This window comes from Candidatus Effluviviaceae Genus V sp., from assembly GCA_014728125.1.
In the GTDB taxonomy this organism is placed as follows: domain Bacteria; phylum Joyebacterota; class Joyebacteria; order Joyebacterales; family Joyebacteraceae; genus WJMD01.
In genome coordinates, this window is sequence record WJMD01000024.1 from 1 (window position 1) to 26,528 (window position 26,528).

General features: G+C 65.9%; 15 protein-coding genes. 3 read left to right on the top strand and 12 right to left on the bottom strand.

Annotated elements, in window-relative coordinates; translation table 11 throughout:
- Nucleotides 1-21: 21 nt before the first annotated feature.
- From GF405_01330 to GF405_01340, 3 genes are all read right to left on the bottom strand, one after another.
- Nucleotides 22-216 (bottom strand): hypothetical protein, encoded by a 195-nt coding sequence (locus GF405_01330; protein MBD3366797.1) that lies wholly within the window; start codon nt 214-216, stop codon nt 22-24.
- 65 nt (nt 217-281) lie between these two features.
- Nucleotides 282-2,426 (bottom strand): hypothetical protein, encoded by a 2,145-nt coding sequence (locus GF405_01335; protein MBD3366798.1) that lies wholly within the window; start codon nt 2,424-2,426, stop codon nt 282-284.
- The gene (locus GF405_01340; GenBank protein ID MBD3366799.1) at nt 2,427-4,730 is read right to left on the bottom strand and encodes a nucleotide pyrophosphatase; all 2,304 of its coding nucleotides are present in this window, start codon (nt 4,728-4,730) and stop codon (nt 2,427-2,429) included.
- 109 nt (nt 4,731-4,839) lie between these two features.
- Between GF405_01340 and GF405_01345 the strand changes: the two genes are divergently transcribed.
- Nucleotides 4,840-5,919 carry a hypothetical protein gene (locus tag GF405_01345; protein ID MBD3366800.1) on the top strand — a complete coding sequence of 360 codons (1,080 nt, stop codon included), beginning with the start codon at nt 4,840-4,842 and terminating at the stop codon, nt 5,917-5,919.
- Between the two features lie 107 nt (nt 5,920-6,026).
- Here the strand turns inward: GF405_01345 and GF405_01350 are convergent, their stop codons facing one another.
- From GF405_01350 to GF405_01360, 3 genes are all read right to left on the bottom strand, one after another.
- Entirely contained in the window at nt 6,027-7,910 is a 1,884-nt protein-coding gene (locus GF405_01350) for an ATP-binding cassette domain-containing protein (GenBank protein ID MBD3366801.1), read from the bottom strand.
- A 162-nt stretch (nt 7,911-8,072) separates the two neighbouring features.
- Nucleotides 8,073-9,872, bottom strand: a complete 1,800-nt coding sequence (locus tag GF405_01355; protein MBD3366802.1) for an ATP-binding cassette domain-containing protein — start codon at nt 9,870-9,872, stop codon at nt 8,073-8,075.
- A gap of 366 nt (nt 9,873-10,238) precedes the next feature.
- Entirely contained in the window at nt 10,239-11,690 is a 1,452-nt protein-coding gene (locus GF405_01360) for a serine hydrolase (GenBank protein MBD3366803.1), read from the bottom strand.
- Between the two features lie 214 nt (nt 11,691-11,904).
- Here GF405_01360 and GF405_01365 point away from each other — a divergent pair, with 214 nt between their 5' ends.
- On the top strand, nt 11,905-13,053 hold the full coding sequence (locus GF405_01365) for a hypothetical protein (GenBank protein MBD3366804.1): 1,149 nt from the start codon (nt 11,905-11,907) through the stop codon (nt 13,051-13,053).
- Nucleotides 13,054-13,150: 97 nt separating this feature from the next.
- On the opposite strand, the gene GF405_01370 is transcribed toward GF405_01365, so the two are convergent.
- Together GF405_01370 and GF405_01375 are read right to left on the bottom strand one after the other, a co-directional pair.
- Nucleotides 13,151-14,449: a hypothetical protein gene (locus GF405_01370; GenBank protein MBD3366805.1), complete on the bottom strand. Its 1,299-nt coding sequence runs from the start codon at nt 14,447-14,449 to the stop codon at nt 13,151-13,153.
- A 21-nt stretch (nt 14,450-14,470) separates the two neighbouring features.
- Entirely contained in the window at nt 14,471-15,868 is a 1,398-nt protein-coding gene (locus tag GF405_01375) for a DUF362 domain-containing protein (GenBank protein MBD3366806.1), read from the bottom strand.
- Nucleotides 15,869-16,223: 355 nt separating this feature from the next.
- On the opposite strand from GF405_01375, the gene GF405_01380 reads away from it, so the two are divergent.
- Nucleotides 16,224-18,116 carry a hypothetical protein gene (locus GF405_01380; GenBank protein MBD3366807.1) on the top strand — a complete coding sequence of 631 codons (1,893 nt, stop codon included), beginning with the start codon at nt 16,224-16,226 and terminating at the stop codon, nt 18,114-18,116.
- Nucleotides 18,117-18,218: 102 nt separating this feature from the next.
- On the opposite strand, the gene GF405_01385 is transcribed toward GF405_01380, so the two are convergent.
- The 4 genes from GF405_01385 to acs all read right to left on the bottom strand — a co-directional run bounded on the left by GF405_01385 (nt 18,219) and on the right by acs (nt 26,229).
- Entirely contained in the window at nt 18,219-19,355 is a 1,137-nt protein-coding gene (locus tag GF405_01385) for a hypothetical protein (GenBank protein MBD3366808.1), read from the bottom strand.
- A 282-nt stretch (nt 19,356-19,637) separates the two neighbouring features.
- Nucleotides 19,638-22,607, bottom strand: coding sequence for a hypothetical protein (locus tag GF405_01390; GenBank protein MBD3366809.1), 2,970 nt, complete (start codon nt 22,605-22,607; stop codon nt 19,638-19,640).
- Between the two features lie 250 nt (nt 22,608-22,857).
- Nucleotides 22,858-24,210 carry an MFS transporter gene (locus GF405_01395; protein ID MBD3366810.1) on the bottom strand — a complete coding sequence of 451 codons (1,353 nt, stop codon included), beginning with the start codon at nt 24,208-24,210 and terminating at the stop codon, nt 22,858-22,860.
- 57 nt (nt 24,211-24,267) lie between these two features.
- Nucleotides 24,268-26,229 (bottom strand): acetate--CoA ligase, encoded by a 1,962-nt coding sequence (gene acs, locus GF405_01400; GenBank protein ID MBD3366811.1) that lies wholly within the window; start codon nt 26,227-26,229, stop codon nt 24,268-24,270.
- Nucleotides 26,230-26,528: the final 299 nt, after the last annotated feature.

Genomic DNA, 26,528 nt, shown 5'->3' on the forward strand with positions numbered 1-26,528 from the left:
CATCGTTCGCGTTCCCCTGCGCTAGGAGATGTACCCCAGGCCCTTCAGCTTCTCCTTGATCTCGTCCTCGGAGTCCGACTCCTCGAGCTTCGCGATCTCCTTCTCGAGGGCGTGCGTCACGAACTCCTCCGGCGACGAGTACCCGGCGATCTTCGAGAACTTCTTGACCTTCTCGAGGAGCTCCTTGTCGATCTTGATGCTTCCGCCGCCGAACATGAACCGCTCCTTTCGCTGCATCCCTCAGGCGCCGCGCACCGTGCCCGTCCCGGCCTGCGCGCAGCCTATCTGAACACCGACCGGCCGATCATCCAGCTGGTCTTGTCGACGCCCAGCTCGGTCAGAATGGTGGGCGCCATGTCGTAGAGCGACGGCGAGTCGTGCGTGATGGGCTTGTTCGTGAAGAGCACGCCCGGCACGTGGTGGTAGTCGGCGCAGTGGTCGCCGCTCCACTTCTTGAGATTGTCGTCCACGATCTCCGCGGGAATCGCGCCGGTGGCCGTCGCGTCGGACCCGCGATAGCCCCAGCCGTATCCCATCACGATGTCCGGGGCCGTCTCGACGTGCGGTCCCTGATACGTCTCCGATGCCTTGTAGGCCTTGATGATGACCCGCTTGTCGTTCTTCGGGTCCCGGTAGGACTCCAGCTTCTCAGCGATCTCGTCTATGAGCGCGTCGGCCTCGGCACCCGGGCTGACGACGCCGCTCTTCTCCCGACCCTTCAGGTTGATGTAGAGCCCGTTGATGCCGAGCCCGTAGGCCCTTGTGCGGCTCCAGTCGACGCCCATCAGCCACTCGACGTTCGAGGGCCTGACGCCGTCCTTGAGCACGAGATAGCCCTCCTCGTAGAGCCACCGGTTCAGATGGAACTGACGGTACCACGGCGCGAACCCGTGGTCGGAGAGCACGATGAGCGTCGTGTTCTCGTCGACCTCCTCCATCGTGCGGGCCAGGACGCTGTCGAACTTCACGTAGAGGTCCTCGAGGTAATCAGCGAACTCGGCGTCCTCTCGCGGGTCGTAGGCCGGGTGAGCCGGGTCCATGCATCTCCACATCGCATGCGAGCTCTGGTCGAGCGAGCCGAAGTAGTAGTACAGCAGCCCCTCGTCGAAGTTGTCGAGACACCACTCGTAGCAGCGGTAGCGTTCGTCGAAGACGATCCCCGACTGCTTCGTGAACTCCTCGTTACCGAAGACGCCGTGCTCGAGCGCTTTCGTGTCCTCCGGCATGTTCTGCGTGTAGAAGTAGCCGCAGGCGTCGACGATCTCCTTGCCGTAGCTCGGCGGGTCGGTGATCGGAAGCACCTGATCGGCCGGGTTGATCTGGATCGGCGAGACGTACATCTCGAACTCGGGATGCGCCTGTTTCAGATAGAAGCGGGCGATGCCCGAGACCGAGACGAGCGACGGGACCATCGTGAAGTCGATCTCGATCCAGTCCGAGAACTCGCCGACGTTCAGGATCTCCTCCTGGCCGCCGAGGACGACCTTGGCGACGTCGTTCTCGGGGTCGACGTGGACCTCGAAGTCGACCGACACCTTCTTCGCGTCGTACGCGACCTTCTCGCCTGTCCGCTCCTCGATCTTCGCGTAGTCCTTGAAGTCGTTCGGAGGGCCGTAGATCGTCGCGTGGACGACCCCGTTCTCGACCTCGACCGGATAGACGTTGCCGCCCGAGAGGTCCTCGGAGCCGCGCCAGGGATCGGTCGTGTAGAACGAGAAGGTCCCGTACGTTCCCAGGAGGTCGGGCGTTCCCATCCCGGAGACGCTCTGGACCAGCCCCTCCTCGCTCGGTATCGGCGGGAAGTTCGAAGGCATCTTGAAGATGGTGCAGGGCACGCCGGCCCGCTCCAGCACCTGCCAGAACGCGACGCCCCGGCGCAGGTTGATCGTCGCGCCGCCGGCCAGCGGGAAGACGTAGTCGGTGAAAGGCACAGCCAGCCGGTTCGCGACCGGGATGCCCAGGAGCTTGGCCTTCTCGGGAGCGGGCTCGACCTTGGAGGTCGAGAGGTACGGCAGATACGTCTCGGGGTTCCTGTGCACGAAGTCGAAGATGCCGTGTCCGCCCGGATCGGCGCCCGTGATGAAGTTCGACCACGCCACGGGGCTCTGCGGCGGGATGCTCGAGAGAAGGGAGCTGAAACCGCCCCGGTCGGCCAGCGCCTTGAAGTGCGGCAGCTTTCCCTCGTCGAGCAGCCTCGACGTCAGCACGTAGTCCATCCCGTCGATGCCGAGCACGAGTACGCGCCGTTCCCTGCTGACCTGTCCCGGGCCCTCACCGACGTCGCGGGTCACGTAGCCGAGCGAGGCCAGCGCCTCGCGTTCCTCAGCGCCGAGGGCGCCTTCCTGGGGCTCCTCGGAGCTGCAGCCGGCCAGGGCGACCACGGCAGCGAGCGCGATGAGCATCAGCTTCGTCATGTGTCGTCTCATCTACTCCTCACCTCCACCCGATACCTCCGCCGTCGCCTTCTGGGAAGAACGGAAGACCGATCGTCCCTTCATGTACGGAGGTACCTTCACGCCGAAGAGCTCGAGGAGACTCGGACCGATGTCGATGAGGCCCGGTCTCTCGGCCGCGATCTTCCTGTTGGAAAAGACCACGCCCGGCACGAGCTTGTAGTCGATGCAGTGATCGCCGCTCCAGGACTTCACGTTGTCCTCGACGACCGCCTCGCTGGACTTGCCGACCGCCGCGTCCCATGACGCGCGGTAGCCGACGTTGTAGCCGATGATCAGATCGGGCGCGTTCCCGACATACGGACCGTTCATCATCTCCTCGGTGTCGTAGACCGACGAGATGGCGATCTGCCCCGTATCGGGGTCCTTGAGACCGGTCAGCTTCTCGATGAGCTCCCGCTTGATGGCCTGGTACTCATCGGACGGAACGGTCCCCTTCGCCTCGCGCCCCTTCCTGTTGATGTAGATGCCCGAGAGCCCGAGCTGGTAGACCTTCGTTCCCGACCAGTCGACGTCCGAGAGATACTCACCGATGGCGCTGCCGTTCCCGCCGGTGCCTGCGCAGTACCCGCCCAGGTCACAGGCGGCGTCGGCCTCGGCCTCCGCGGCCGCGTCACCCGAGCTTCCGCCCATGCCTCCGACCGTCTCGACGACCTCGTCGGGGAGTTCCTCCCCCTCGCCGAGCGCGGCCGCGCCCTTCGAGGTCGGCTTCGCCTTCATGTACCCGTTCTCGAGCGCCCACGTGTTGAGATTGACGCCCCGGGCGAACTGCTTGAAGCCGTGGTCGGAGATGACGAAGAGCTGCGTGTTGTCGTCGACGTGCTCGAGGACCCGGCTGAGAAGCCCGTCCATCCTGATGTAGAGCTCCTCGATGGCCCCCGCGTGGCGGTCCGTGTCCTTGTCCCGGTTCGACGGGTTCGCCGGGTCGAGGTAGCGCATGAACATGTGCTGGATGCGGTCGGTCGCGTCGAAGACGACGACGGTGAGACCGTTCCTGTTCTTCTTCAGGGAGTTGAAGAACATCGCCTCGCGCTCTTCGTGAATGAGCCACGTCTGCTCGAGGAAGGCCTGCTCGTCGATCATGCGCTCGTTCAGCGCCCAGGTATCCTCGGCGAGACCGAGCGTGGCGTACGGCCCCTGGAGCTTCGAGAGGTAGTCGGCGAACATCGACGGCTCGCTGACCGGCATCGCGGGGCTCGAGGGGTCGATGTTGATCGGCGTCACGTAGAGCTCGAACTCGGGCTTGATGCGGTTCACGTAGACCTTGCAGATGCCCTTGACCTTGACGCCGAGGCCCGCCTTGAACTCGACGGTCAGCCAGTCGGAGTACTGCCTGGGCTCAAGCACGAGCTCCTCGCCGTCGAAGTCGAAGGTGATTGTGTTCGAGAACTCGTCGATCTCCGCGGTCCACGGTACCGTCAGCGGCTCGTGATCGTCGGTGAACGGAGACGGAGGCCCCGGGAGCTCGCCCGAGACGACCTTGTCCCGCTTCTCAACGAGGATCACGGTGCCGCCCGTGTACGCTCCCGCCTTCTCGCGGTCGGTCGTGAAGTACGTGAAGCTGCCCTGTGTTCCTCTGAGATCGGGTACGCACATCGCCGAGAGCAGCACGCCGTTCTTGAGCTTCTCCGGCGGGAACGTGATCGGGACGCGCAGGATGTGGCACGGGATGAGGCACTCGTCGAGGATCTTCCAGAACGTCTTCGACTTCCGCATGAGCCGGATGGACGGCTTCCCGATGGGGATGCGGTACTTCCCGAGCGTGATGGAGCGCTCGGGGTTCGAGATGCGGGTCGACGAGAGGATCGGAAGGTAGGTCTTCACGTCGCGGTCGAGGAAGTCGAAGATGTTGTGCCGGGACGCGTCGACACCGGTCGCGAAGGTCGACCAGGCGACCGGCGACATCGATGGACAGGCCGTCTGGAGCGGCTTGAAATCGCCGTCCTCGGCCAGCTTGCTGAACGTCGGGAGCTTGCCCTCGTCCATGAAGCGCTTGGCGAGGACAGGGTCGAGCCCGTCGAGGCCCAAGACGATGGCCCGCTTCACCTGCGCCGGTCCCCGCAGCCTGCGGGCCTTGATGGCGCGCGTGAGCGCCCGGAACGGCCACGATATGAGCGAACCGAGCGCGAGGAAGACCGTCACGAAGACGATCGCGAGCGAACCCACAACCGCGAAGCCGGCCCCCGGTCCCACGTAAGCGTAGGCCGGGTCCGGGCATACGAAAACCGCGGCGACCGCGGCCGAGATGAAAAGAACGGTGCTCCGGCGACTCAACATCGTCTCTGTTCGTACCTCCCACTGCTATGATAGCCTTGGGAGAAGCAAGAATCAAGCCGTAGAGAACCCCCGCTGAACGGGGGAACATCGCACGCCCTCGGGAGTTAGGATGCACAGAGAACACCGACGTCACAGCGGTTGCGGCGAACATCCGGAGTGCACCGGAGCGGGCGCACCCTCTCTGGTCCCCCCGCCCCTCGACCGTTGCGTCCGAGGGCTGATCGCCGCCCTCGCGCTCGCAGCGAGCCTGGCCGGCTGCGCCACGTCGACCGGGCCGTCGTCGCCGCCGGACAGATACGCCGCCATCCCCGACGGCGCGATCAAGGTCACACCTCAGACAGACAACTTCCCGCCGGTCGTTCACGACGGCTCCTGGGCGCAGCCGGAGCCGCTGGAGGGTACGGTCAACACCGCCGGCGGAGAGGACTCGCCCTACGTCTCGCCGGACGGGGACCTCTTCCTGTTCTGGTTCACGCCCGACGTCTCGCTGTCGGCCGAGCAACAGGTCGGCGACGGCGTCACCGGCATCTGGGTGGCCCTCGAGGACGGAAGGGAGGTCGGCGCCGGCCGCGCCCTCGACGAACCCACCTTCGTCGACCTCTCCGGCATACCGTCGCTCGAGGGATGCCCGACGCTTCACGGCGACGACCTCTGGTTCTGCTCGATCCGCGGCGGCAACTACGGCGAACACGATGTCTGGTACGCGGAGCGGTCGGGCGCGAGGAGCTGGACGGACTGGCGGAACGCAGGCGTGCGGCTCAACGAGGAGCTCGACGTCGGCGAGTGGCATCTCGACGCGTCGGGCGAGACGCTCTACTTCGGGGCGGAGCTTCCGGGTGGATACGGTTCGTCGGACCTGTACTACGTCGTGAGAGAGGGCGACTCCTGGAGCGGGCCGGTCAACCTCGGACCAGGGATCAACACTGCGGCCTCCGAGAGCCGCCCGTTCGTGACCGCCGACGGCACCGAGCTCTGGTACACGGGCGCCAGCGGTCTCGGCTATCACGGTCCCGCCGTCTTCCGTTCCACACGTTCGGGCGCCGGGTGGAACCCGCCCGTCGAGATCATCTCGAACTACGCCGCGGAGCCGTGTCTCGACGACGCCGGAGACATCTACTTCGCCCACCACTTCATGGACTCGACCGAGGTCATGATCGAGGCCGACATCTACGTGGCCAGGAGACGCTGACGGGCGGAGCCTCATGGCCCCGCCCGTTCTGACATGCGCCGCCGGAGAACGGCTCCGCCGGGTCTCGACCGTCTGACTCCCGTCCGAAGGCCTGCCCCCTGCGTCGCTTACACGCCCATCGTCTCGTCCTCAGAGGCCGGCCGCATTCCGGCCACCATCTCGAGATGCTCCTTCCGGCGCTCGGTCTGCAGGAACTCCCGGTAGATGCCGCAGCGCTCGATGAGCTCCTCGTGCGCCCCCTGGTCGACGAGCTTCCCGTCGTCCAGAACCAGGATGGAGTCGGCGCGACGGATCGTCGTCAGTCGGTGCGAGACGACGAACGTGATGCGTCCCCCGAACTCCGTGTCCAGACGGCTCCAGAACCGGTCCTCGTTCCTCGCGTCGAGGGCGGCCGTGCTGTCGTCCAAGAGCAGGATCTCGGGCCAGCCGGCGAGCGCCCGCGCTATGGCGATACGCTGCTTCTGGCCGCCGGAGACGAGCGCGCCCCGCTGACCAACGACGGTGTCGACCCCCGCGGGGAACGTCGCAAGATCAGCGTCCATCTGCGCCACCGACAGGCAGCGCTCGGTCCACTCGATCCGGTCGGACTCGGGCGCCTCGAGCGGCACCTCCCTGCCGAAGAGGACGTTCTCCCGGACCGACTTCGAGAAGAGCACGGCCTCCTGCGGCACGTAGCCGATCTTCGTCCGGTACGTGTCCCAGTCGGCGGCGGCGATCGCCTGCCCGTTGACGAGCACGCGGCCGTCCGTCGGACTCATGACGCCGGCGATCAGCTTGAGCACCGTCGACTTCCCGCACGCCACCGGTCCGACGACCGCCACTCTGGAGCCCGCCTTGACGCGGAACGAGACGTCGTCCACGTGGTTCCGGGAGCCGTCGTACGAGAACGTCACGCCCTCGAACGCGAGCTCGTCCACGCGGTCGACCGGTTCCTCCCCCGTCCTGACCTCGGTCACGGGGAAGCGACGCAGGTGCTCGACGCGGTCGATCGAGACGAACGCCTGCTGCCCCGTCATGAAGAGCCACGGGATGTCCATCATCGGCGCGGTCAGCATGTCGAGGTAGACGTAGAACGCGAAGATCGTGCCGATCGACAGCGTGCCCTCGATGACGAGGTATCCGCCGTACGCGATGACGATCATCTGCCCCAGTCGGCTCGCGAACGTGTCGAGCGACCACATGATGACCTGCGACTTGACGAGCCCGAGGAGCACCTCGAATCGGCGCTTCAGGACGTCGCGAAGCCTCGTGGCCTGTGCCTCCTCGGCTCCGAACGCCTTGACGATGCGGACACCGGTGAAAACCGACTCGAGAACCTCGTTCGTCGCCGAGACGCTCTTCTGAGACTCCTCCATGTAGTACTGCATCCGGTGGCGCAGGCTGTAGAAGACCCACATCATGATCGGCAGCGGCACGACCGAGAGCAGCGTCAGCCGTCCGGAGAGATAGAGCATCGCCCCCAGGCAGAAGATGAGCTTCGAGCTCGACTCGACCGCCCGGAAGATGCCCGAACACGCGAACCACGCTACCTTCGGCCACTCCGCGATGTCGTCGGTGAGCCTCGTCACGACGTCGCCCGTCCGGAACCGGTTGTTGAACCGGTAGTCCTTCTCCATCAGCTCGCCGAAGACCTTGTCGCGGATGTCCCGCTCGAGGCGGGCATTCACCATCGCGCGCGTCGCCGGATAGAGCCGCGAGATGAAGTGACCGATGAGGATCGCGCCCAGGATCAGCATCACCTGCTTCAGACCCTGCGCCTCGCCGCCCGCCTCGAACATGCCGGACACCCTGTCGATCACCCACCGGAAAACCAGCGGATAGGCGACGGCCACGGACGCCGACACGAGCGTGAAGAGACCGAGCGCAACGAGCACCCACCGGTGCGGGCGCCAGAAGTCCCACAGCCAGCGGACGTGCTCGCGGAACGTGAGCTTCGGCGCTCCGCAATCCCGCGTCCCGTTCCTCTGCTTCGTGTCCTGTCTCTGTTCCATTGTGCTCGTCCGTCTTCCGTCGGGTGCGGGAGCGAGGGGGAGCGCCCGGACTCATGTCCTCGGGGCTCACCGGGCCCCCTGCGCTGCCCGTCCCGACTTCTCTATTCAGCTCTCCAGCGTGTGTCGTTCTGCTCCCGGTCCCTTGTCGGACGCGAGTCGCCGTCACGCCTCCAGCGCGTGCGAGGCGAACTGGAGATCGAAAAGGTCTCTGTAGATGCCGTCCTGCTTGTAGAGCTCCTCGTGGGTTCCCTCCTCCACGAGCTGCCCCTCGTTCATCACCAGGATCCTGTCGACCTTGATGATGGTCTGGAGCCGGTGCGCCACGATGACGGCGGTCCGTCCTTCCAGCAGGTGGTCGAGCGCGTCCTGCAGACGCTGCTCCGTCGCCGGGTCGACCGACGAGGTCGCCTCGTCCAGGATGAGCACGTCCGGGTCATCGACGATGGCTCTCGCGAAGCAGAGGAGCTGCCTCTCTCCCATCGAGAGGTTCGTGCCGCCCTCAGAGAGCACTGTGTCGTATCCGTTCGGGAGCCTCTCGACGACCGCGCCCGCCTGCACGACGTCCATCGCGCGGTCGATATGCTCTCTCGGTATCTCGTCCCGCATCACGCGCAGGTTGTCCATCATGGTGCCGGGGAACAGATGGATGTCCTGAAGCACCAGGCCGATCTTCTTCCTCCACGCGCGCTGCTTGAACTCCCGGATGTCGACGCCGTCGACGGTGATGCGACCGCTCGTCGGCTCGTAGAACCTGAGCAGCAGGTTCGTGATCGTCGTCTTCCCGCCTCCCGAGAGCCCGACAAGGGCGATCTGCTGCCCGCGCGGGATCGTGAAGCTCACGTTGTCGAGCGCACGTGCGCCTCCGTCGTACTCGAAGGTCACGTTCTCGAACGCGATCTCGCTCCAGTCGTCCGGCACCTCGTCCGTGGCGTGCGGGCGGTCCGGAGTTCTCGACGGCGTGTCGAGAACGTCGAAGACGCGGTCGGCCGACGCGAACGCCTGCTGGATGAAGTCCAGCTGCTCCGAGAACATGACGAGCGGCCAGAAGAGCCTCCTCGTGTACTCGATGAAGAGCACCAGCGTTCCGACGGTCATCACGACACCGAAGAGATGCCTCGCGCCGACGTAGATGATGACCATGACGGCGGCGATCTCGATCGACGAGAAGGCGCCCCAGAACGCGTACTCCTTGAAGAAGACCCGAACCTCCTTCGAGTACTTGTCCTTGTTGAGCCGCGCCAGGTCGAGGATCGCCCGCTCCGTGTACCCGAAAATCTGGAGGATCGGGATGTTCTGGACGTACTCGGCCAGGAACGTCGAGACCCTCGCGTAGAGCTTCCGGATCGTCCGGAACGCCCTCCGGATGTACCGGAGGAAGAAGTACGTGGCCACAACGAGCGGGGCCATGATCAGAACGATCGTGAGCGTCACCTTCGCGTCCGCGAAGAGCATCACGGCCAGGGTCCCGAACAGGAGCACGGCGTTCCTGAGGAGCTGGAGCGCGACCTCGCTGAAGAGCATCCTCAGCCGTTCGACGTCGCTCTCGACCCGAGCCATCAGCCGTCCGGGCGGGTTTCTGTCGAAGTAGGCCAGCGACAGCGTCAGGAGGTGCGAGAGCGCCTGCTCCCTGAGCTCCATGATGATCGAGAGCCCCACGCGAGAGACCATCACGACCTGCACGTAGGCGGCCGCCATCCCGATCGCGAAGAGCCCCGCGTACAGGATGCCCCGGTAGAGGACGCCCGTCCTGTCGGCCGCGGGAATGTCCACGTCGAGGACATGCCTGATGATCAGCGGGCCCGCCAGCTCGGCGCCGACGGCGACCAGCATGAGCGCGGCCGCTATGATCAGCGTCCGCCGGTGAGGCCTGAACATGGGAAGCACCCGGCTCATCATCTGCCGCAGGGGCAGATGCTCGACCTGGCGTTCTTCCTCGTCAGGGATGTAGTCGTCGTGCCACATGGTTCTCTACCTTCTCGCGATGGAGTCCGTCGTCACCCCGGTTCTCGTGACAGCCCCACGCGGTCGACCGCGCCGGGGCCCGTCGAACCAGGGCTCCAGAATGCAGAAACGCCGGAGGCTCGTAGCCCCCGGCTGCGATACCCCACTGGAGTGTTCTCCTGGCCTATGTGATGGTGCCAATCGCGAGAATCATGGTCCCGGTTCCTTCTGACTGAAGCGTCGGCCGCGGCCGGACGGAATGTCCCCCACGAACGTACAGTGCATACGATGTAGCAGCGAGTCTACGGAATGGCCCGAATCCTGTCAACCGTAAGTTCGTGATGATTGTGGAAAGCGAGACGAAGCCGACCTGTCGCCGCCGATGCTCTACCGCCTGACGGCCGGCAGAATGTGGTCCCGCACCATGTCGAGCGGCGCCTGATGGAGCCCGTTCGTCACATTCCGCCCGGTCGTGACGACCACCATGTCGTACTCCGGCAGGACGGCGATGTAGTTGCTCCCAAGGCCGCTCGCGAAGACGGCCCGTACGGTCTGCCCCGCCATCTCGTAGTCGCCCGTCCACCAGAGGTAGCCGTACCCGCGGCCCGGCGCCTCCTCGATCTGCGTGGCGGTCGACCGCTCGATCCAGGACTCCGAGACGATCCGCTTTCCGTCCCAGAGCCCGCCGTTCAGCACGAGCTGCCCGATCCGCGCCATGTCTCTGGGCTTGAGTCGGAGCGACCCGGCCATGAGAGGATGTCCCTCCCACCGCAGGTTCGACCAGTCGTACTCGGTGATCCCGATCGGGGTGAGCAGCGCGTCGCGCGCGTAGATGTCCGCGTGCACACCGGTCGCCGTCTCAAGAACGCCGGCGAGCAGTTCGACGTTCAGTCCGACATAGTCGAAACGGATGCCGGGCTTCGAGGCGATCGGTCGCTGGAGCACACCTGAGAACCTGTCGGACGGCGCGACGTATCCACCCTGCTTCACCTCGACCGGCCACTCGACACCGGTCGACATGGTCAGGACGTGCTCGAGCGTGACGTCCTCCCATCCGTCGGCCGCCTGCGCCCGACGCGTTGGAAAGAACGAGAGGATGGGCACGCCGACACCGTCGATGAGTCCCCGGTCGATCGCGGCACCGACGAGCAGCGAGACGACCGACTTGGTCACCGACATCGTCGGCTCCAGCTGACCGCGGCCGGAGCCGTAGAAGTACTCCTCGAGTACGAGTCTGTCGTCGCGGACAACGAGGAGCGACGTAATGAAGCCGTACTTCCCGTCCAGAACGCCCCGAACCGCCTCCGAGGCCACGCCGCCGTCCATGCCGACGTCGCCGAACGAGGCGGTCTCCCACCCATCGTCCGACGCCTCCGGCGTCTCGTACAGGTAGTCGGCTCCCGTCATCCCCGACCGCGGCGTCAGCTCCTCGAGCGTCCCCGACTCGACTCGGGTCATGAGGAGCGTCTCCTCGTGGTCCCGACGGCTGAGGCTCCCGCGCGCGATGCCGAGCTTCGGGTCGACCGTCGCGACGTACGTCGCGCCGCCGTACGCGAGCGCAAGCGCCGCTTCGTCTCCCAGGTAGACGGCCCGGTCGACCGGGAACTCGTTGTTGACCGCTCCGTTCAGCAGCCAGTAGCCGGTCGCCTCGAGACGGCTCTCGCCCGCCTGCTCGATGAGGAAGACGAGCTCCATCCCCATGGCTTCCTGTGAGGGCGGCACGCCCCGCCAGTACCCGGTGACCTCCGACAGATCCCCGCTGCTCCGGTCGACGGAGCACGAGACGAGGACGGCGAGAGTCAGCACGACTGCGGCGGTGTGCGACACAACCCGTTTCATGGCGTTCTCCCCTGGCGCGAGATGTTTCAACCTCAAGGGACGCTATCAGAAGCGAAGCCCCACGGCGAGGCGAAAATAGGCCCCCTGGCGCCGAGCCTCCTTCGCCCCCCGCGGCCGCGACGGTTGGAGGGTTGACCGGGTTCACCGCCGGCAGTATCCTTGCCGACAGTCGACTGTGCATGAACCGCATTCGCTCTACTGGAAGGAGGGGTCCATGAGGTTTCTTGTGGGCATGCTCATGGTGGCTGTCCTCGGGACAGCGTTGATCCTGGCCGGCTGCTCCGGCAGCGGCGGCACCGGCCCCAGCGATGATCCGTCGTCCGCCCAGGGGACCATCGGACCGAACGGAGGCTCCGTCGAGATCGAGGACGAGGTCGAGCTCAGCGTTCCCGCGGGAGCGCTGGCGGGCGATGTCGATTTCACCATCGAGGAGGACACCAGTCCGTCGGGGGCAACGCCGCCCATGGACTTCGTCACCTCCTCATACGACATAGAGCCCGACGGCATGGTCTTCCTGAGCGCCGCGACCGTCACCATCGAGTACGACCCCACCGGGCTCGGCCGCGCCGACGAGGACGACATCATCATCTGCACGAACTCGGGCAGCGGCTGGGAACAGCTGACGACGACGGTCGATACGGGGGCGAACGAGGCCTCGGCCGAGGTCGGGCACCTCTCCGAGTTCGCGGCGATGGTCGACACGACCTCGTCGGGGCAGCCGGCCGAGGGCATCTACGCCAACCTGACGGTCCAGCGAAGCATCATGACGCTCCCGGCTCCGGCAGACACGCTCATGAGGACCGACTATCTCTACGCGCGCTTTGACTCGACATATGCCCCGTGCGACCCGATCGAGCCGGTCCAGCCGGACAGCGTGACGTGCAACGAGTACGAGCTGGTGTGGGACCCGATGTCGAACAGGCACAGATACTTCGACCCGTTCGACACCGAGTTCATCGTGCTCGGCGACAACTACGAGTTCGTGGTTCATGAGATCCGCTCGGTTCCCCCATTGACGGCCGACATCGACTTCGTCGAGTACGAGCCGTACATGACGAGCCCGACCTACATGAGCAACGTCAGCTTGAGCGGGTTCACGATGACCTGGGAGAGCACCGGTGGAAGTCTCGACGTGTCGATCCAGATCGTGCCGCAGGGAGGCGGCTCGGTCGTGGCCATCGAGACGGCCAACGACGGCTCGCACACGTTCTCCTCGGGCGACCTGAGCGAGCTGAGCGCCGGGCAGGCCGCGATCGTCATCAACTACTACAAGGAAGAGACGATCGATGCGGAGGGCTACGACTCGCAGAGCACGATCACCGCGAAAACGACGAACTCGACGCTCGTCACGCTGACCCAGTAGAGTTGACGGTGGAGGCCAGAACCAGTTGCAACGCGCCGGGACCCTCCAGGGCCCCGGCGCTTCGCTTGTGCGCGCTCGGTTCAGGATCGCGGCCAGCCTAGAGCGTCCCCTCGATGATCCCGGCGAGCTGCGTGATGTTGAGGTCGTCCGGCGGCGCGTCCTTCGACCAGAAGAACGCCTCGTCCCAGGTGTGCATGCCGGTCAGGTTGGTGCGGCCGAAGACGTCCGGCTCCTTGATGGTCCCCTTGAGATCGAAACCGTGGTTTCCCACCGGGATGAGGTCGGGACCGTTCGGCGTCTCGGGCCCGGAGTACACCTCGTCCCGCTCGAAGACGCGCTCGATGACCTTCTCCCCCTCGTGCTCGAGCTCCGAGAGCCCCGCCTTGATCTCGTCCATGACCGACCGGGCGGAGTCCTCGTCGACCGAGCCCTTCGGGAAGCGCCCCTTCCTGTTGAGGTAGATGCGGCCCGGGTCGATGACGAACGCCTTCGCGTCCTCGGAGATGTCCTCGAGCGACCTCGGGTCGTCGCTCTCGAACGTGAGGAACCCGTTCTCCATGAGCCACCGGGCGATGCGGACCTCCTGCTTGATGGCGCAGAACCCGTGGTCGGAGAGCATGAAGAACCCCTCGCCCTCCTCCTTCCGCCCCGAGACCTCCTGGAATCGGCCGTAGAGCTCCCCGATGAACCTGTCGACCTTCGCGTAGTAGTCGAGGAACGCCTGATGGTGCTCGTGCGACGGGTCGTCGTACGCGGCCCAGATGTAGTGCTGCAGCCGGTCGGTGCCCGTCACGACGACCTCGAACAGGTCCCAGTCGCCCTTCCAGAGAAGGTCGACCGCGGCCATCCGGCCCTTCAGCGTCTCGTCGAGGGCCCTGATGAGGTAGTCGTGGTCCTCGCGCGCCTCGCGGGTGTCGATGTCGATCTCGTAGCCCGCGTTCTTCAGGTCGTCTACGTAGCGGGACGGCCAGACCGCCTTCTTGAGACTGAGCGCCACGAATCCCGCGACCAACACTCCCGGGATCTCTCGCGCCGGATAGGTGGACGGCTGGTTGACCACGACGCTCGTCTTCTTGCGCTGTCCGAGACGGTCCCAGATGGTCGGGGCCTTGAGGTCCCTGAAGTTCGGGAACCGGATGTCGTAGCTCCCGGGCTTCGGGTCGAGGAACCCGAAGATGCCGTGAGTCCCGGGGTTCGTCCCGGTCATGAAGCTGGGCCAGCTGACGGCCGAGATCTCGGGCAGCGTCACCTTCATCTTCGAGAGGTGTCCTGTTCCCTTGAGCTTGGCGACGTTGGGCATGACGCCGTCGTCGGCCAGTCTGTTGATGAGGGGGTACGGAACGCCGTCGAGACCGATGACGAGCGTCCGCTGCTTCTTCCGTCCGAAGAGTGCCAAGTCGACCTCCGTTCGCCTGCCCTAGCGTTCCACAAGAACGTACTCTATGTCCCGATACTCGCCCTGTTCGGAGCGTTCGTAGACTCCCATCCCGGCCTGTTCCGCGAGCACGAGGTAGTCGTCCGCCCAGTCCGGAACGTCTCCGGCCCGGGCCAGCGCGTCACCGACGACGCAGTCGAGCGCAACCGGATCGGTGGAAAGGTAGATGCTGTTCGGCGCTCCGCCGCAGGATGGCCACGGCGCCGGCTCCGACCACAGATGCTCGCAGTTCCCGAAGAGCGCGTCGCAGACCGTGAGGACCGTCTTGCCCCCGATGTGCTCGCTCGCATACAGGTCGACGAGCGGGCTGTAGTCCTCCCGCGTCCCGCCGTAGCGGGCGAAGACGAACGGATGCAGAAGGTCGCACCGGTCGATGGTGCCGAAGTGGTTCTTGAAACCCACCGTCATACCCGCGTAGTCATGCACCTTCGCGATCGGCAGGTTGATGAGGTAGTCCGCCTCGACCAGACACCGGGCCAGCGGGCGATCCGTGACGTCCGTCCCCGGCGGGTCGAAGGAAACGGTCTCCGCCGAAAAGGGCTCCGGGTTCCCCACCCACGCCTCGAACCGGACACCGTCGTAGTCGCAACGTCCGGAGAAGCGCTCCGGCATGCGCCCGTCGTGCGCCGCGTGCGTCACGTCGAAGACCGTGATGTCGGACGGCTCGAAGCCGAACGCGACGAGCCCGCTGAGTAGCGCGTTGACCGGCTCGATGACGGCGTCGATGGCGTCGGTCGGCGTCTCGGACTGGGTGTTGTTGAGGTTCACCTTGATGGCGAGCTTCTTCCCGCGCTCGTACTCCGGGATGAGGCGCGACCAGGCACCGACAACGGACTCCGCGCCCGTCAGGCGCAGCAGGCCCTCCTCCACCATCGCCGTCACCACGTCCTGGTCGATGTGGTCCCCGTACCAGCCCGACTCGAAATCCCAGTCCGTCGCCGCGCCGTCGAGGACGTGCACGACGCGTCCGGGGATCTTCGGCGGCTCGACCCGAGTGCTCACGAGTTCCAGCCAGACATCCGAGCGCCAGTTCGGGTCTGCCGTCGTTCCTGCGCGCGTCGCGCCGCCGTCCTGGTCCATGAACTGAAGGAAGAGGAGCACGCCGACCAGGATGACGGCCGCCATGACGGCGGGCCACAGGATCGGACGGTTCGTCCGGAGACGCCTGCGGCGGCGGGGAACAACCGGTATCAGCGGTGCGGCCAGCAGGAGCCACGACGTCTTCGCGGCCGACTGCTGGCAGGGGTAGCTCAGGCGCCGCGGCTGGGTGCCGGAACGGATGAGGAGCCACGCCAGGGCGGCGACGCCGACGGCAAGCGCCAGAAGACGGGCACTGAATCGACCGTTCCACTTCCGCATATCTTCGACCGTCATGCTCATCCCTCCCGCCGAGAACACGTGTCGACTCACCGTCACACTACCGTCAGCCTTCCCACAGGGCAAGACGAAACAGGTGGCGCTTCCCGGCGGTGCGTCCCGACAGGCCCCGGGGACTGGAACTAGAACTCTGAGCAGCCGGCGTGCGGGACGGGCCGTCCGCCCGAGGCGGCGCGGCTCGTCACCAGAGGAGCCCCTCCTGCCGCGGTCGTGCCCAGCGGGTCATCCGTTATCGTGAGACGACTGTTCATGTTGGGTGACAGAACGCAACATCATTGACACGTTCAACGGAGGAGTTCATACTCAAAGAAATCGTCGCAACGAACCGTTCCCGGGGGGACGCCATGGAGATGCTCCGATGACGATGCGCGTTCTCGCCGTGGCGGCGCCTCTCTCGGCAGCCTCCGCCCTGCTGGCCGTCCGTCTCGCAAGCCCGTACACCATCGACGATGTGCCGACTGCGGCGTTGCTGTTCGTCGCTCTGCCTTGTGTCATCATCCTCATCGCGGCAATCATCCGGCCTCGTGTCGGGGCCATCGTCGCCGCGGCGCTCCCTGCTGTTGTGCTCTTCTCCTTCTTCTCCGGCAACGATCCGGCGTGGTTCTGGCTCGTGCCCCTGCTCGCGGCCGCCGCGATCCTCGGAGCGACACGCCGTTCACGGAGCTTCGCCACCTCGCTGCTCGGCGGCGGAGCGGCCGCCGTCGCGGTCGTCGTCCTCCTCCTTCTCAGACCTCCCGCGCCCCCGGCAACAGGAACACGGGCGGTCCTCATCGGCATCGACGGCGCCTCGTGGCAGTGTGTCGATGCGGCCGTCGCCGCGGGACGCATGCCCAACACGCGAGCGCTCATGGGGAAGGGACACCGCGCTCGGTTGCGGTCCCTGCCGTCGATGCTCTCGCCCCAGGTCTGGAGCGCGATCGCAACCGGGTGCATGCCGAACGTCAGCGGCGTCTACGGATGGGCTGCGTCTCAACGCACGTTCCGGGTGGGCCGCTTCTGGGACAGAGCGTGGATCGACGGACGGTCGGTCGGTACGTGCGGGTGGTACTTCACGTGGCCGCCGCCGCGCGGTCTGACCGAGCGTGATTTCGTGGTTCCGAGCACGCTGGCTCCCGACTGTACGACCGTGCCTGCGGAGTGCGGCTTCTTCTGGAACCTCTGGGCCTCGCAGAGCGGACGCGGGCAGAGCCAGACATCCATCGTCAGCGCGCTTCTGGGGGCGCTGAGAAGCGGAGTCCGACTGTCCACTCTCCGCATGGGGCTCGAGACCATCATGAGCTCCCGAAGTGACCCCCACGGGCTCGAGAGTACGTGGAGAAAGCGCCGGGTCTCCGCAGCGATTCAGAGCGACATGTTCGCTGAACTGCTCCGGAGCCGTCGTCCGGAGCTGGGCGTGGCGCTCTTCAACCAGGTTGACAAGGTCAGCCACCTCTACTGGAAGTACCGTGAGCCGAGCCTCTTCCGTGACGTCACACCCGAGGAAGCGGCGCGATACGGACGGGCCATCGAGGAGCTCTATGCCGAGGCCGACCGCGTCGTCGGCAAGATCATCCGGGCGGTCCCTCCCGATGCCGATATCGTCATCGTCTCCGACCACGGCTTCCGGCCCGCGGTCCGGAAGATCATGGGGGGTTTCTGCCGCATCCGGACCGAGCGGCTCCTTGACGCTCTCGACGCCGGCGACGATGTGATCGGCTCGAACCTCGACGACAAGCTCTACATCGAGATCATGGAAGACGAGGAGGAGCGACGCCGCGAGCGAGCCACGGAGATCGAGAGGGCGCTCCGCTCCGCACGCATCGTCGGCGAGGACCGGCCTTTCTTCGAGGTCTCTCGAGACGACGATCTCGTCATCGTGACCATCGCACCGCGCAACGCGGTCCCGGAGGACGCCCTGATCGACATCGCCGGCGTGTCCCGCCCGTTCGACCGGCTTGTGGACGCGATGCTCGAGGCGAGGTTCTCGGGCGAGCATGCTCCGGATGGTGTCTTCCTGCACGCGGGACCGCTTGTCCCGCAATCGAACGGCCCCGACTCCCTGTCGGTGCTCGATGTCGCACCGACGATGGCGGCCATCCTCGAACTGCCCCGGTGTGAGCTCTGGGAGGGACACGCCGCACTCGACGCGTCGATCGTCGGCGACCCGGCGGTCGCGGAGTATCCCCCGCCGGCGGCCCTTGAGGAGGCCCGGCACGACGGCGACGCGGCGCATCTCAAGGACGTGCTGCGGTCGCTGGGTTACCTCGACTGACAGCGGCGACAGGGCCGGAACACGTGTACGGCTCTCCCAGAACAGGACGAGGGCCCCGCGCCTGAGCGCGGGGCCCTCTCTCTTCCGGAAGTCGTCCGAAGCTCAGCGGTACATCGACTTGATGGCGCCCCACGTCGCCGCCTCGACCGGCGTGTCGCATCCCTGCCCGAAACAGCCGATGAGCGTTCCGCAATCGTTGTGCTCGCTGGCAGCGAGGTTGGGCGATGCCGCGTCGACGGTCAGGTCCCAATTCGTCGCGTCGCAGTAGAGCGGGTCCATCGAGATGTTCCCGTCGGTGCCCGTCGGGTCGACGATCGTCCCGCCGTACGTCGACGAGTTCGGCCCCCACGCGAAGCAGTTGCAGCATGAGAACGTGGGAGCGCACGTTCCCTCCTGCGCGTAGACGAGCGGACCGTAACCGAGGCCGCTATTGTAGAAGCAGACGTTCGTGAAGGTCGGCGACGAGTCGACCTCCATGTAGACGCACTGACCGTACGAACCTGGGAGGTTGCTCTGCATCATGCCGAAACTGACGTTCGTGAGCGTCGGTGACGAGCCGTGCGTCAGGTAGAGCCCGTCCCCGTCGTTCGCCGTTGCGCCGCCGTGGAAGTCGCAGTCTGTGAACTCGGGCGAGGAGTCGTTGCAGTAGACGTTCCCGCCGGCCTGGCACGAGTTCATGACAAAGGTGCACCCGGTCAGGGTCGGGTTCGACCCGTTGATGCAGGCGATCCCCCCGCCGCCGTTCGTGGCGAGGTTCCCCCGCAGTGTGACACCCGTGAGCGTCGGCGAGGAGTTGTCCATGTAGATACCGCCACCGGTTCCAAGCGTCTGGCAGTCCGTGATCATGAGATCGGTGAGGACGGGCGATGAGTTCGTCAGACGGATGGCCCCGCCCATGTACGGTGGCGTCGTTGCCGAGAGGCCCCGGACCAGCGTCATGCCCCTCACCTCCGTCGTGTCGCCGCAATCCTGCATGATGAGGATGGTCTCCATGATCGGCGGATTGCTGGGGTCGATGATGACGGCCGCCGAGTCGTCGCTCGCGCTCATCAGGAGAACGCCGGGCTTCATCACGATGCCGGCTTCGTTGTACGTGCCGTCGGCGACGAGGACCGTGTCACCGGATGAGGCCGCGTTGACGCCGGCCTGGATCGTCGAGGCGTCGCCGGGGACATCGATGATGTCGGCCGACGCGGCCACCGCGAACACCAGACAGAGCACCGCTATCAGAGAACGCATCGGTCCACTCCTTCCCCGGCACGTGGATCCCGCCGTCAGGCGAATATCCTATAGCTTTCATACAAGCAAGACTGGGCACGAAAGGGCAACATCAGCATCCTTCCAAAATCATAGATGATGCGGGAGACGATTGCACGCCTTTCTCACTCCCTCGACGGACGCGGTCAGGCGCCTCGGACCGCCGACCTGTGACGAGAGGATGTCCGCCGAACGCCCCTGGACGACAGAGCGCCCCGCGTCGCTGCGCAGGGCGCCCGGTGTTCCCTACCTCTTGGGCATCGGCTACTTGAGGACCGTCATCCTCGCGCGCGCCTCCCGGCCCTCGAAGCTGAGCCTCGCGAAGTAGACGCCGCTCGACACGGGGTTCCCATCGTCGTCCTTGGCCTCCCAGAGCACGCGGTGGGAACCCGCCTGCAGGTGACCGTCAGCGAGCGTCGCGACGCGCCCGCCGTCGACGGAGTAGATGCTGAGCGTGGCCGTTCCGGCCTCGGGCAGCACGAACCGGATCGTCGTGCGTGGGTTGAACGGGTTGGGCCGGACCGACCGCAGACCGAAGGCGACGTGTGAGCCGGACGCGACGCCGGTCGTCGGCTCGAGGGTGACCACTGACGTGGCCAGCGGCCCCACCGAGGACACCGCCACGACCGCCGTGCCGTCCGGGAGCCTTCTGAGAAGCGTCCCCCCGCTCACGAGGTAATCGGTCGACGGGTCGGCCGGGACGTGGTGCCGGACGTCGGTCCACGTCTCGTAGTGCCGGTTCTCGACCGAGGAGACGATGCTGCCGTCGGGGTTTGTCACGAGGTCGAACCGTATCTCACCCAGAAGCCAGGGGTCCTCGGTGTTCCGGTATCCGTCGCCGTCGGTGTCGGCCGTGAAGAAGCCCACCTCGGCGCCGTCGATCTGAATCCACCGCCAGCCGATGTCGTCACCGAAGAGGCCGCGCTTCCCCGAACGGGATGCCGCGGCAGCACGCGCGAGCTCGGTGACGGCCTCCCCGACCGAGGAGAAGCCCATCTCCCGGGCGGCGGCGGATGCCGCGTCGGTTTCCATCCCCTCCAGCTCCCGGGCCGCCTCGTACGAGAGGTGCTCCTCCTTCCCCAGCGACGACGTCTGCACGTGGAGCGGATAGCCGGGAAACGGAACATCGCGCCCCCAGTCGTCCTCGTGCTCGAAGTCGTTCCGTCCGAAGGAGTTCTCGCCCGAGTTCAGGAAGGTCTCGAAGCGGTGCGTGTGGCCCGCCGGGCCGAGGTCGAAATCACAGAGCTCCATGATGTCCCGAACCCGGCCGGTGTTCGTCATGTTCCAGCTGAAGTAGTCGTAGTTCGGACCGTGCATCAACAGGAACCTCGGGCTCTCCGAGGGCGCGAGCATTCCGGCGTCGGCCTCCACCCAGTCGAGCGCTGCATCGGACGGCCCGTGGCAGCGGTAGAAGTCGGCGAGGCCGTAGTTGAACTGCGAGTTGAGACCGTAGAACCGCGCGCTCCCGATGTCGAGCCGGGAGTTCCGGAAGCGGTTGATCTCGTGGAAGTAGCGGAGCCGGCCCGCGGGGTTGTAGTCCGCGCCGTCGTTATAGTGATCATGATTTCCGGGAACGACGTAGATGGGCACCCTGAGGTCGGCGACCGCCGCGAGGTACTGCTGCGGCCAGTCGTGGCCGAGGTTCTGATTCTCGCAGACGTCGCCCGTCAGGATGACCAGCTCGGGGTCCAGGAAGTTCGCCTCCTGGACGAAGAACTGCAGCCGCTCGGTCGCGGTGTAGGTCTCCTGGTCGTACCCGATGTGGGTGTCCGTGATGTGAAGCACGCCGTAGCTTATCGGGTACGTGTCGTAGACGCGCACGGCCGACCGTGAGAAGTAGGTGTACCCGCCGACGGTCACCTCGAACCGGTAGACGTCATCCGGGGTCCCCACCGGAATGAGGAGCGAGACCTGCTGGACGGTCTCGAGCCCGGGACGATAGAGCTTCATGGCGAGCCCGCTCCCGGGCGTCAGGTCGGCGGCCGTCAGGTCGACGACGTTCAGAGGGTGCGTCCCGCCCTCCGGATCGACGAGCTGCGCGGCGACCGACCCGGCGGAGTAGCTTCCCATGAGCCCAACGAGGGCCGTGAAGCTCTCACCGTCCTCACGGAACACCGGCTGCCCCATCCGGGGCCTGAGCAGGTTCTCGGAGAACCACGTGCCGCCCGTCTCCGGATCGACCGCATGGGACGACTCGTACGCGCCTGCGTCGACGATCCCCTGCACGCGCGCGTTCCCGTCGAGGTCGTTCCCCGGCAGCATGGTCCCTGCCGCGCCGAAGCGCGTCCCGTAGTTCACGGCGGGCGAGCCGGCCGTCAGCCGGAAGTCGCCGGAGGCTGGATCCACGAAGCCGAAGAACGAGAGGTCGTCGACGACGAGCGAGTGCTCGGCGACCGCGACACCGTCGTTCGAGTCGACGACCAGCGTGTTGTAGAGCCTGTATGCGGAGTCGTCGGAAAGCCCCTCGCCCGGGTGCGGGCCGACGGTGCAGTTGACGACGGCCGCGTCGTAGTCCGTGACGCCGTGGCAGTCGATGCCGTCCTCGCCGTTCCCGTAGACCAGACAGCCGACGAGCGTGTTCGAGCCGCTCGCGAGACAGATGCCGTCCTCGCCGTTCCCGTACGACACGCAGTGTTCGAGATGGAGCCCGGCGCCTGAGTCGGCGTCGAACCCGTCGTTGCCGTTGTCGTGTGAGACGGTGCGTCGGATGGTGGGAAGCGCGGACGAACCGGTCACGTAGACGCCGTGCCAGCTCGCGGAGACGATCTCGCAGTCCTCGATGAGAGGGCTGCAGTTGTCCACCCACAGGCCGCCCTCATTGAGGGCTGTCACCTTGCCGACGTCCTCGATGATGCAATGGCGCATCACCGTGTCGGACGACCGGATCCGGATGTAGTTGTATTCGGGCACGCCACTCACCGCGCGGAAGCTGATCGGCAAGATGTCTGAACCCTCGGCGAGCAGCGCGCCCTCTATGTCGAACTCGTACTCCTCCCAGAAGCCGTCCTCGAACTCGAAGACCACTCCCGGGGCGAGCGTCAGTGTCTGACCGGCCGGCACGGAGATGTCGCCTGTGATCGTGTAGGTGCCGGGACCGATGTACCCGGACAGCGCTCCCTCGAGTGCGGACGCGTTCCCTGCCGCGCTCGCGACGACGAGCGCGGTCAGAAGCAGCGAGGTCACGATGCGTGCTGACAGACGTCCGATGCGGCGCCCGCGGCGGTGGGAGCCCATGCCGTCCTCCTTGACTATAAGACTATACCATGTTTGCCGTCAAGCGAAGGTCTGAATCGGAGGCTCCAGGGCGGCGGCTCCGGCCCGGCCCACGCCCGGGAGATGCTAGCACGGCCGGCAGGTGCAACCGAGTGAGTCTTCGATGAGGGGGGCGCCAGGACGAGATGAGAAGACCCGCGACAGCGCGTTGTTCACGCGCCGCCGCGGGCCCTGTGGTTTCCGTCCGGGTCGCCTCGTCCGAACCCCTGCGCTACGCCTCCTTCGGCGCCTTCGTCGCGAACGTGATGCCGGCCGCGATCAGGCAGAGCACGCCGGTCACGATGAACGCGACCGTGTAGCCGCCCGTCGCCTCGAGCACACGCGCGGCGAACTGCGGACCGACGAGCCCGCCCACGCCGTACGCCAGGAAGACGAAACCGTAGTTGCCGCCGATGCTCTTCGTTCCGAAGAAGTCGGCCGTGACCGCCGGGAAGAGCGCCAGGTACCCGCCGAAACAGGCCCCGACGACCGCCACGCCGATCCAGTAGTAGGCCGGGAAGACGGGGATCACGTTGTAGAGAAGCATCGCGATGCCGCAGAGCATAAACATGACGAAGAGCGTCTTCATCCTGCCCAGACCGTCTGACACGCGTCCCCAGAAGATCCGGCCCGCGCCGTTGAAGATCGACAGCAGCATGACGGCCACCGCGGCGGTCGTCGCCGTGTAGCCCGCGAGCTCCTGGCCGATCGGCGAGGTCTGTCCGATGATCATGAGACCGGCGAGACATCCGAAGAAGTACATGACCCAGATGGCGTAGAACTGCGGGGTCTTGAGCATCTCACCGGTGGTGTAGGAGTCCTTCGCGGTCGCCACTTTCTCGGGCGGCGTCCAACCGATCGGGCAGTAGCCCTCCGGAGGGTTCCTCAGCAGCATGGACGCGATCACCACGACGACCAGGAAGATGATGCCGAGCGTCATGAACGTGTTGAAGATGCCCATGCTCAGGATGAGAGCGTTCGCCACGGGCGCCAGGATGAGCGCGCCCGCCCCGAAGCCCGCCACCGACAGTCCGGTGATGAGCCCCCGCTTGTCGGGGAACCACTTGATGCCGGTCGAGACAGGGCAGACGTACGTGAAGCCGATGCCAATGCCGCCGATGATGCCGTACCCGATCACGAGCGCCGGGAACGACTTCCCGAACGCCGAGATCAGCAGTCCGGCGCCCAGGAGCAGACCGCCGATGGTCGACACCAGCCTGGGACCGGCCTTGTCTTGCCACCGGCCGCCTAGGATGGTCGCGATAGCGAAGAAGATGAGCACCAGAGAGAACGGGAGCGTCGCCTGGCTGGGCGTGAGCCCCAGACCGCCGTCTTCGATCGCCTTCTCGAGCGGCTTCCTGAACACGCTCCAGATGTAGATGCCACCGAGACAGAGCTGGATGAGGATCGCGCCGAGCACGACCATCCACCTGTTGAATATCTTCTCTTCCGCCATGTCGTCTCCTTGGCTCTTCTTGAGGTGGAGTCCGCGCTCCCGGTCGCCTCGCCGCTCCGCACGTCCGGAGGCGTCTCCCCGCCGCCGGGCCCGCGGGATGCTGCTGCACGTCTCCCCCAACGGCCCCATGTGTCTTGACGGGGGCGGCCCCCGACGGGAGCCGCCCCCTGAACATCGAACGATGAACTACCGGGCCTTCCCGATCTCCTCGACGGCCTCGGGGTTCGCGAGCGTCGACGTGTCGCCGACCTCCTCACCGATGGCCTTGGAGCGGATGACGCGGCGCATGATCTTGCCCGAACGGGTCTTCGGCACATCGTCCACGAACCAGATCTCGTCCGGCCGGGCGATCTTGCCGATCTCCTTGCCGACGTGCTCGCGGAGCTCGTTCCGGAGCTCGTCGGTGGCGTCGACGCCCTTCCTCAGAACGACGAAGGCGCAGAGCGACTGACCCTTGAGTTCGTGCGGCTTGCCGACGACGGCCGACTCGGCCACCTTCGGGTGGCTGACGAGCGCCGACTCGACCTCGGAGTTGCCGATGCGGTGACCGGCGACGTTCAGCACGTCGTCGGCGCGGCCCTGGATCCAGAAGTAGCCGTCCGCGTCCTGGCGGCAGACGTCGCCGGCCAGGTACGTGTTTTCGTAGCGGCTCCAGTAGACGTTCTTGTAGCGCTCCGGGTCCTTGTAGAGACCGCGGAGCATGCCCGGCCACGGGTTCTCGACGACGAGGTTGCCGCCGGCCTGCTGGATGGCGTTGCCCTCCTCATCGTAGACCTTGGCCGAGATACCCGGGAACGGCTTCGTCGCCGAGCCCGGCTTCAGGGGCGTGATCGGGAGCGGGGTGATCATGAAGTGTCCCGTCTCCGTCTGCCACCACGTGTCCATGATCGGGCAGTTCTCCTTGCCGACATGGAGGTGGTACCACATCCACGCCTCGGGGTTGATCGGCTCGCCGACCGAACCCAGGAGCCGCAGCGACTTCATCTCGTGCTTCTCCGGATGCTCGTCGCCCAGGCGCATGTGTGCGCGGACCGCCGTCGGCGATGTGTAGAGCACCGTCACGCCGTGCTGCTCGATCATGTCCCACCAACGGTCGGGATCCGGGAATGCCGGTGCGCCTTCGTAGATGACCGACGTCGCACCGAGGATCATCGGGGCGTAGACGATGAAGCTGTGGCCCGTGACCCAGCCGATGTCGGCGGCGCACCAGTACACGTCGTCGTCCTTGATGTCGAAGACCCACTTCAGGGTCGTCGCCGTGCCGAGCGCATAGCCGGCGTGGGCGTGCTGGATGCCCTTCGGACGACCGGTCGTGCCGGACGTATAGAGGATGTAGAGGATGTCGTTCGCGTCGAGCTTCTCGGTCTCGCACTCGTCCGACTGATCGGCGGTCGCCTCGTGCCACCAGTGGTCGCGCCCCTCGGTCCACGGGACGTCGTCGCCCATGCGCTTCACGACGATGACGTTCTCGACCGTCTTGGCCATCTTCATGGCCTCGTCGGTCTGCTCCTTCAGTGCCACCTTCTTGCCGCGGCGCCAGAAGTGGTCGCACGTGATCGCGAGCTTGGCCTCGCAGTCGTTGAGACGCTCGGCGAAGGCCTGCGGGCTGAAGCCCGAGAAGACGACCGAATGGATGGCGCCGATCTTCGCGCATGCGAGCATGGCGATCGGAAGCTCGACGAGCATGGGCATGTAGATGCCGACGCGGTCGCCCTTCCCAACACCCATGGCCTTCATCGCGTTGGCGAGCTTGTTGACCTCGGCGTACATCTCGGCGTAGGTCCACTCCTTCTTCTCGCCGGGCTCACCCTCGAAGCGGAAGCAGACCTTGTCCTTCGTGTCGGTCTTCATGTGGCGGTCGAGGGCGTCGTGGACGATGTTGTACTTCCCGCCGACGAACCACTGCGCCCACGGAGCGTCCCACTCGAGCACCTTGTCGTACGGCTCGTAGAACTCGAGAAGCTCGTCCGCCATCTCCTTCCAGAACCACTCGTAGTCCTGGCACTTCTCGAGCAGCTCGTCGTACGACCCGATCCCGTGCTTCTTCATCCAGGCCATCACGTTCGAGTTCTCCGCCAGCTTCGCCGGAGGCTCGAACAGACGGTTCTCGTCAAGCAACACCTGAATGTCCTTCTTCTCCTCTGCCATTCCCGTCTCCTTTCGGGTGTCAGTGACTAGAACTTGTATCCAAGCGAGAGCTGCGCTCTGCTGTTCTCGTACGCCTCGGGGTCGTCGCCCGCCCCGGCGTACTCGGTCTCCAGCATCATGTACTCGACCCCGACGTATGCCGATGGGGTGACGTTCCAGATCGCGTTGCCGTAGTAGGTCGTGTTCTTCTCGATCATGTCGGCGGCGGCGTAGTCCGGCAGCTCGGGGTCGTCCATGCCGGCGCCGAAGTTGATGACCAGCGTCTCGACCGGATGGAACGCGAGCTGCGCCCACCAGCC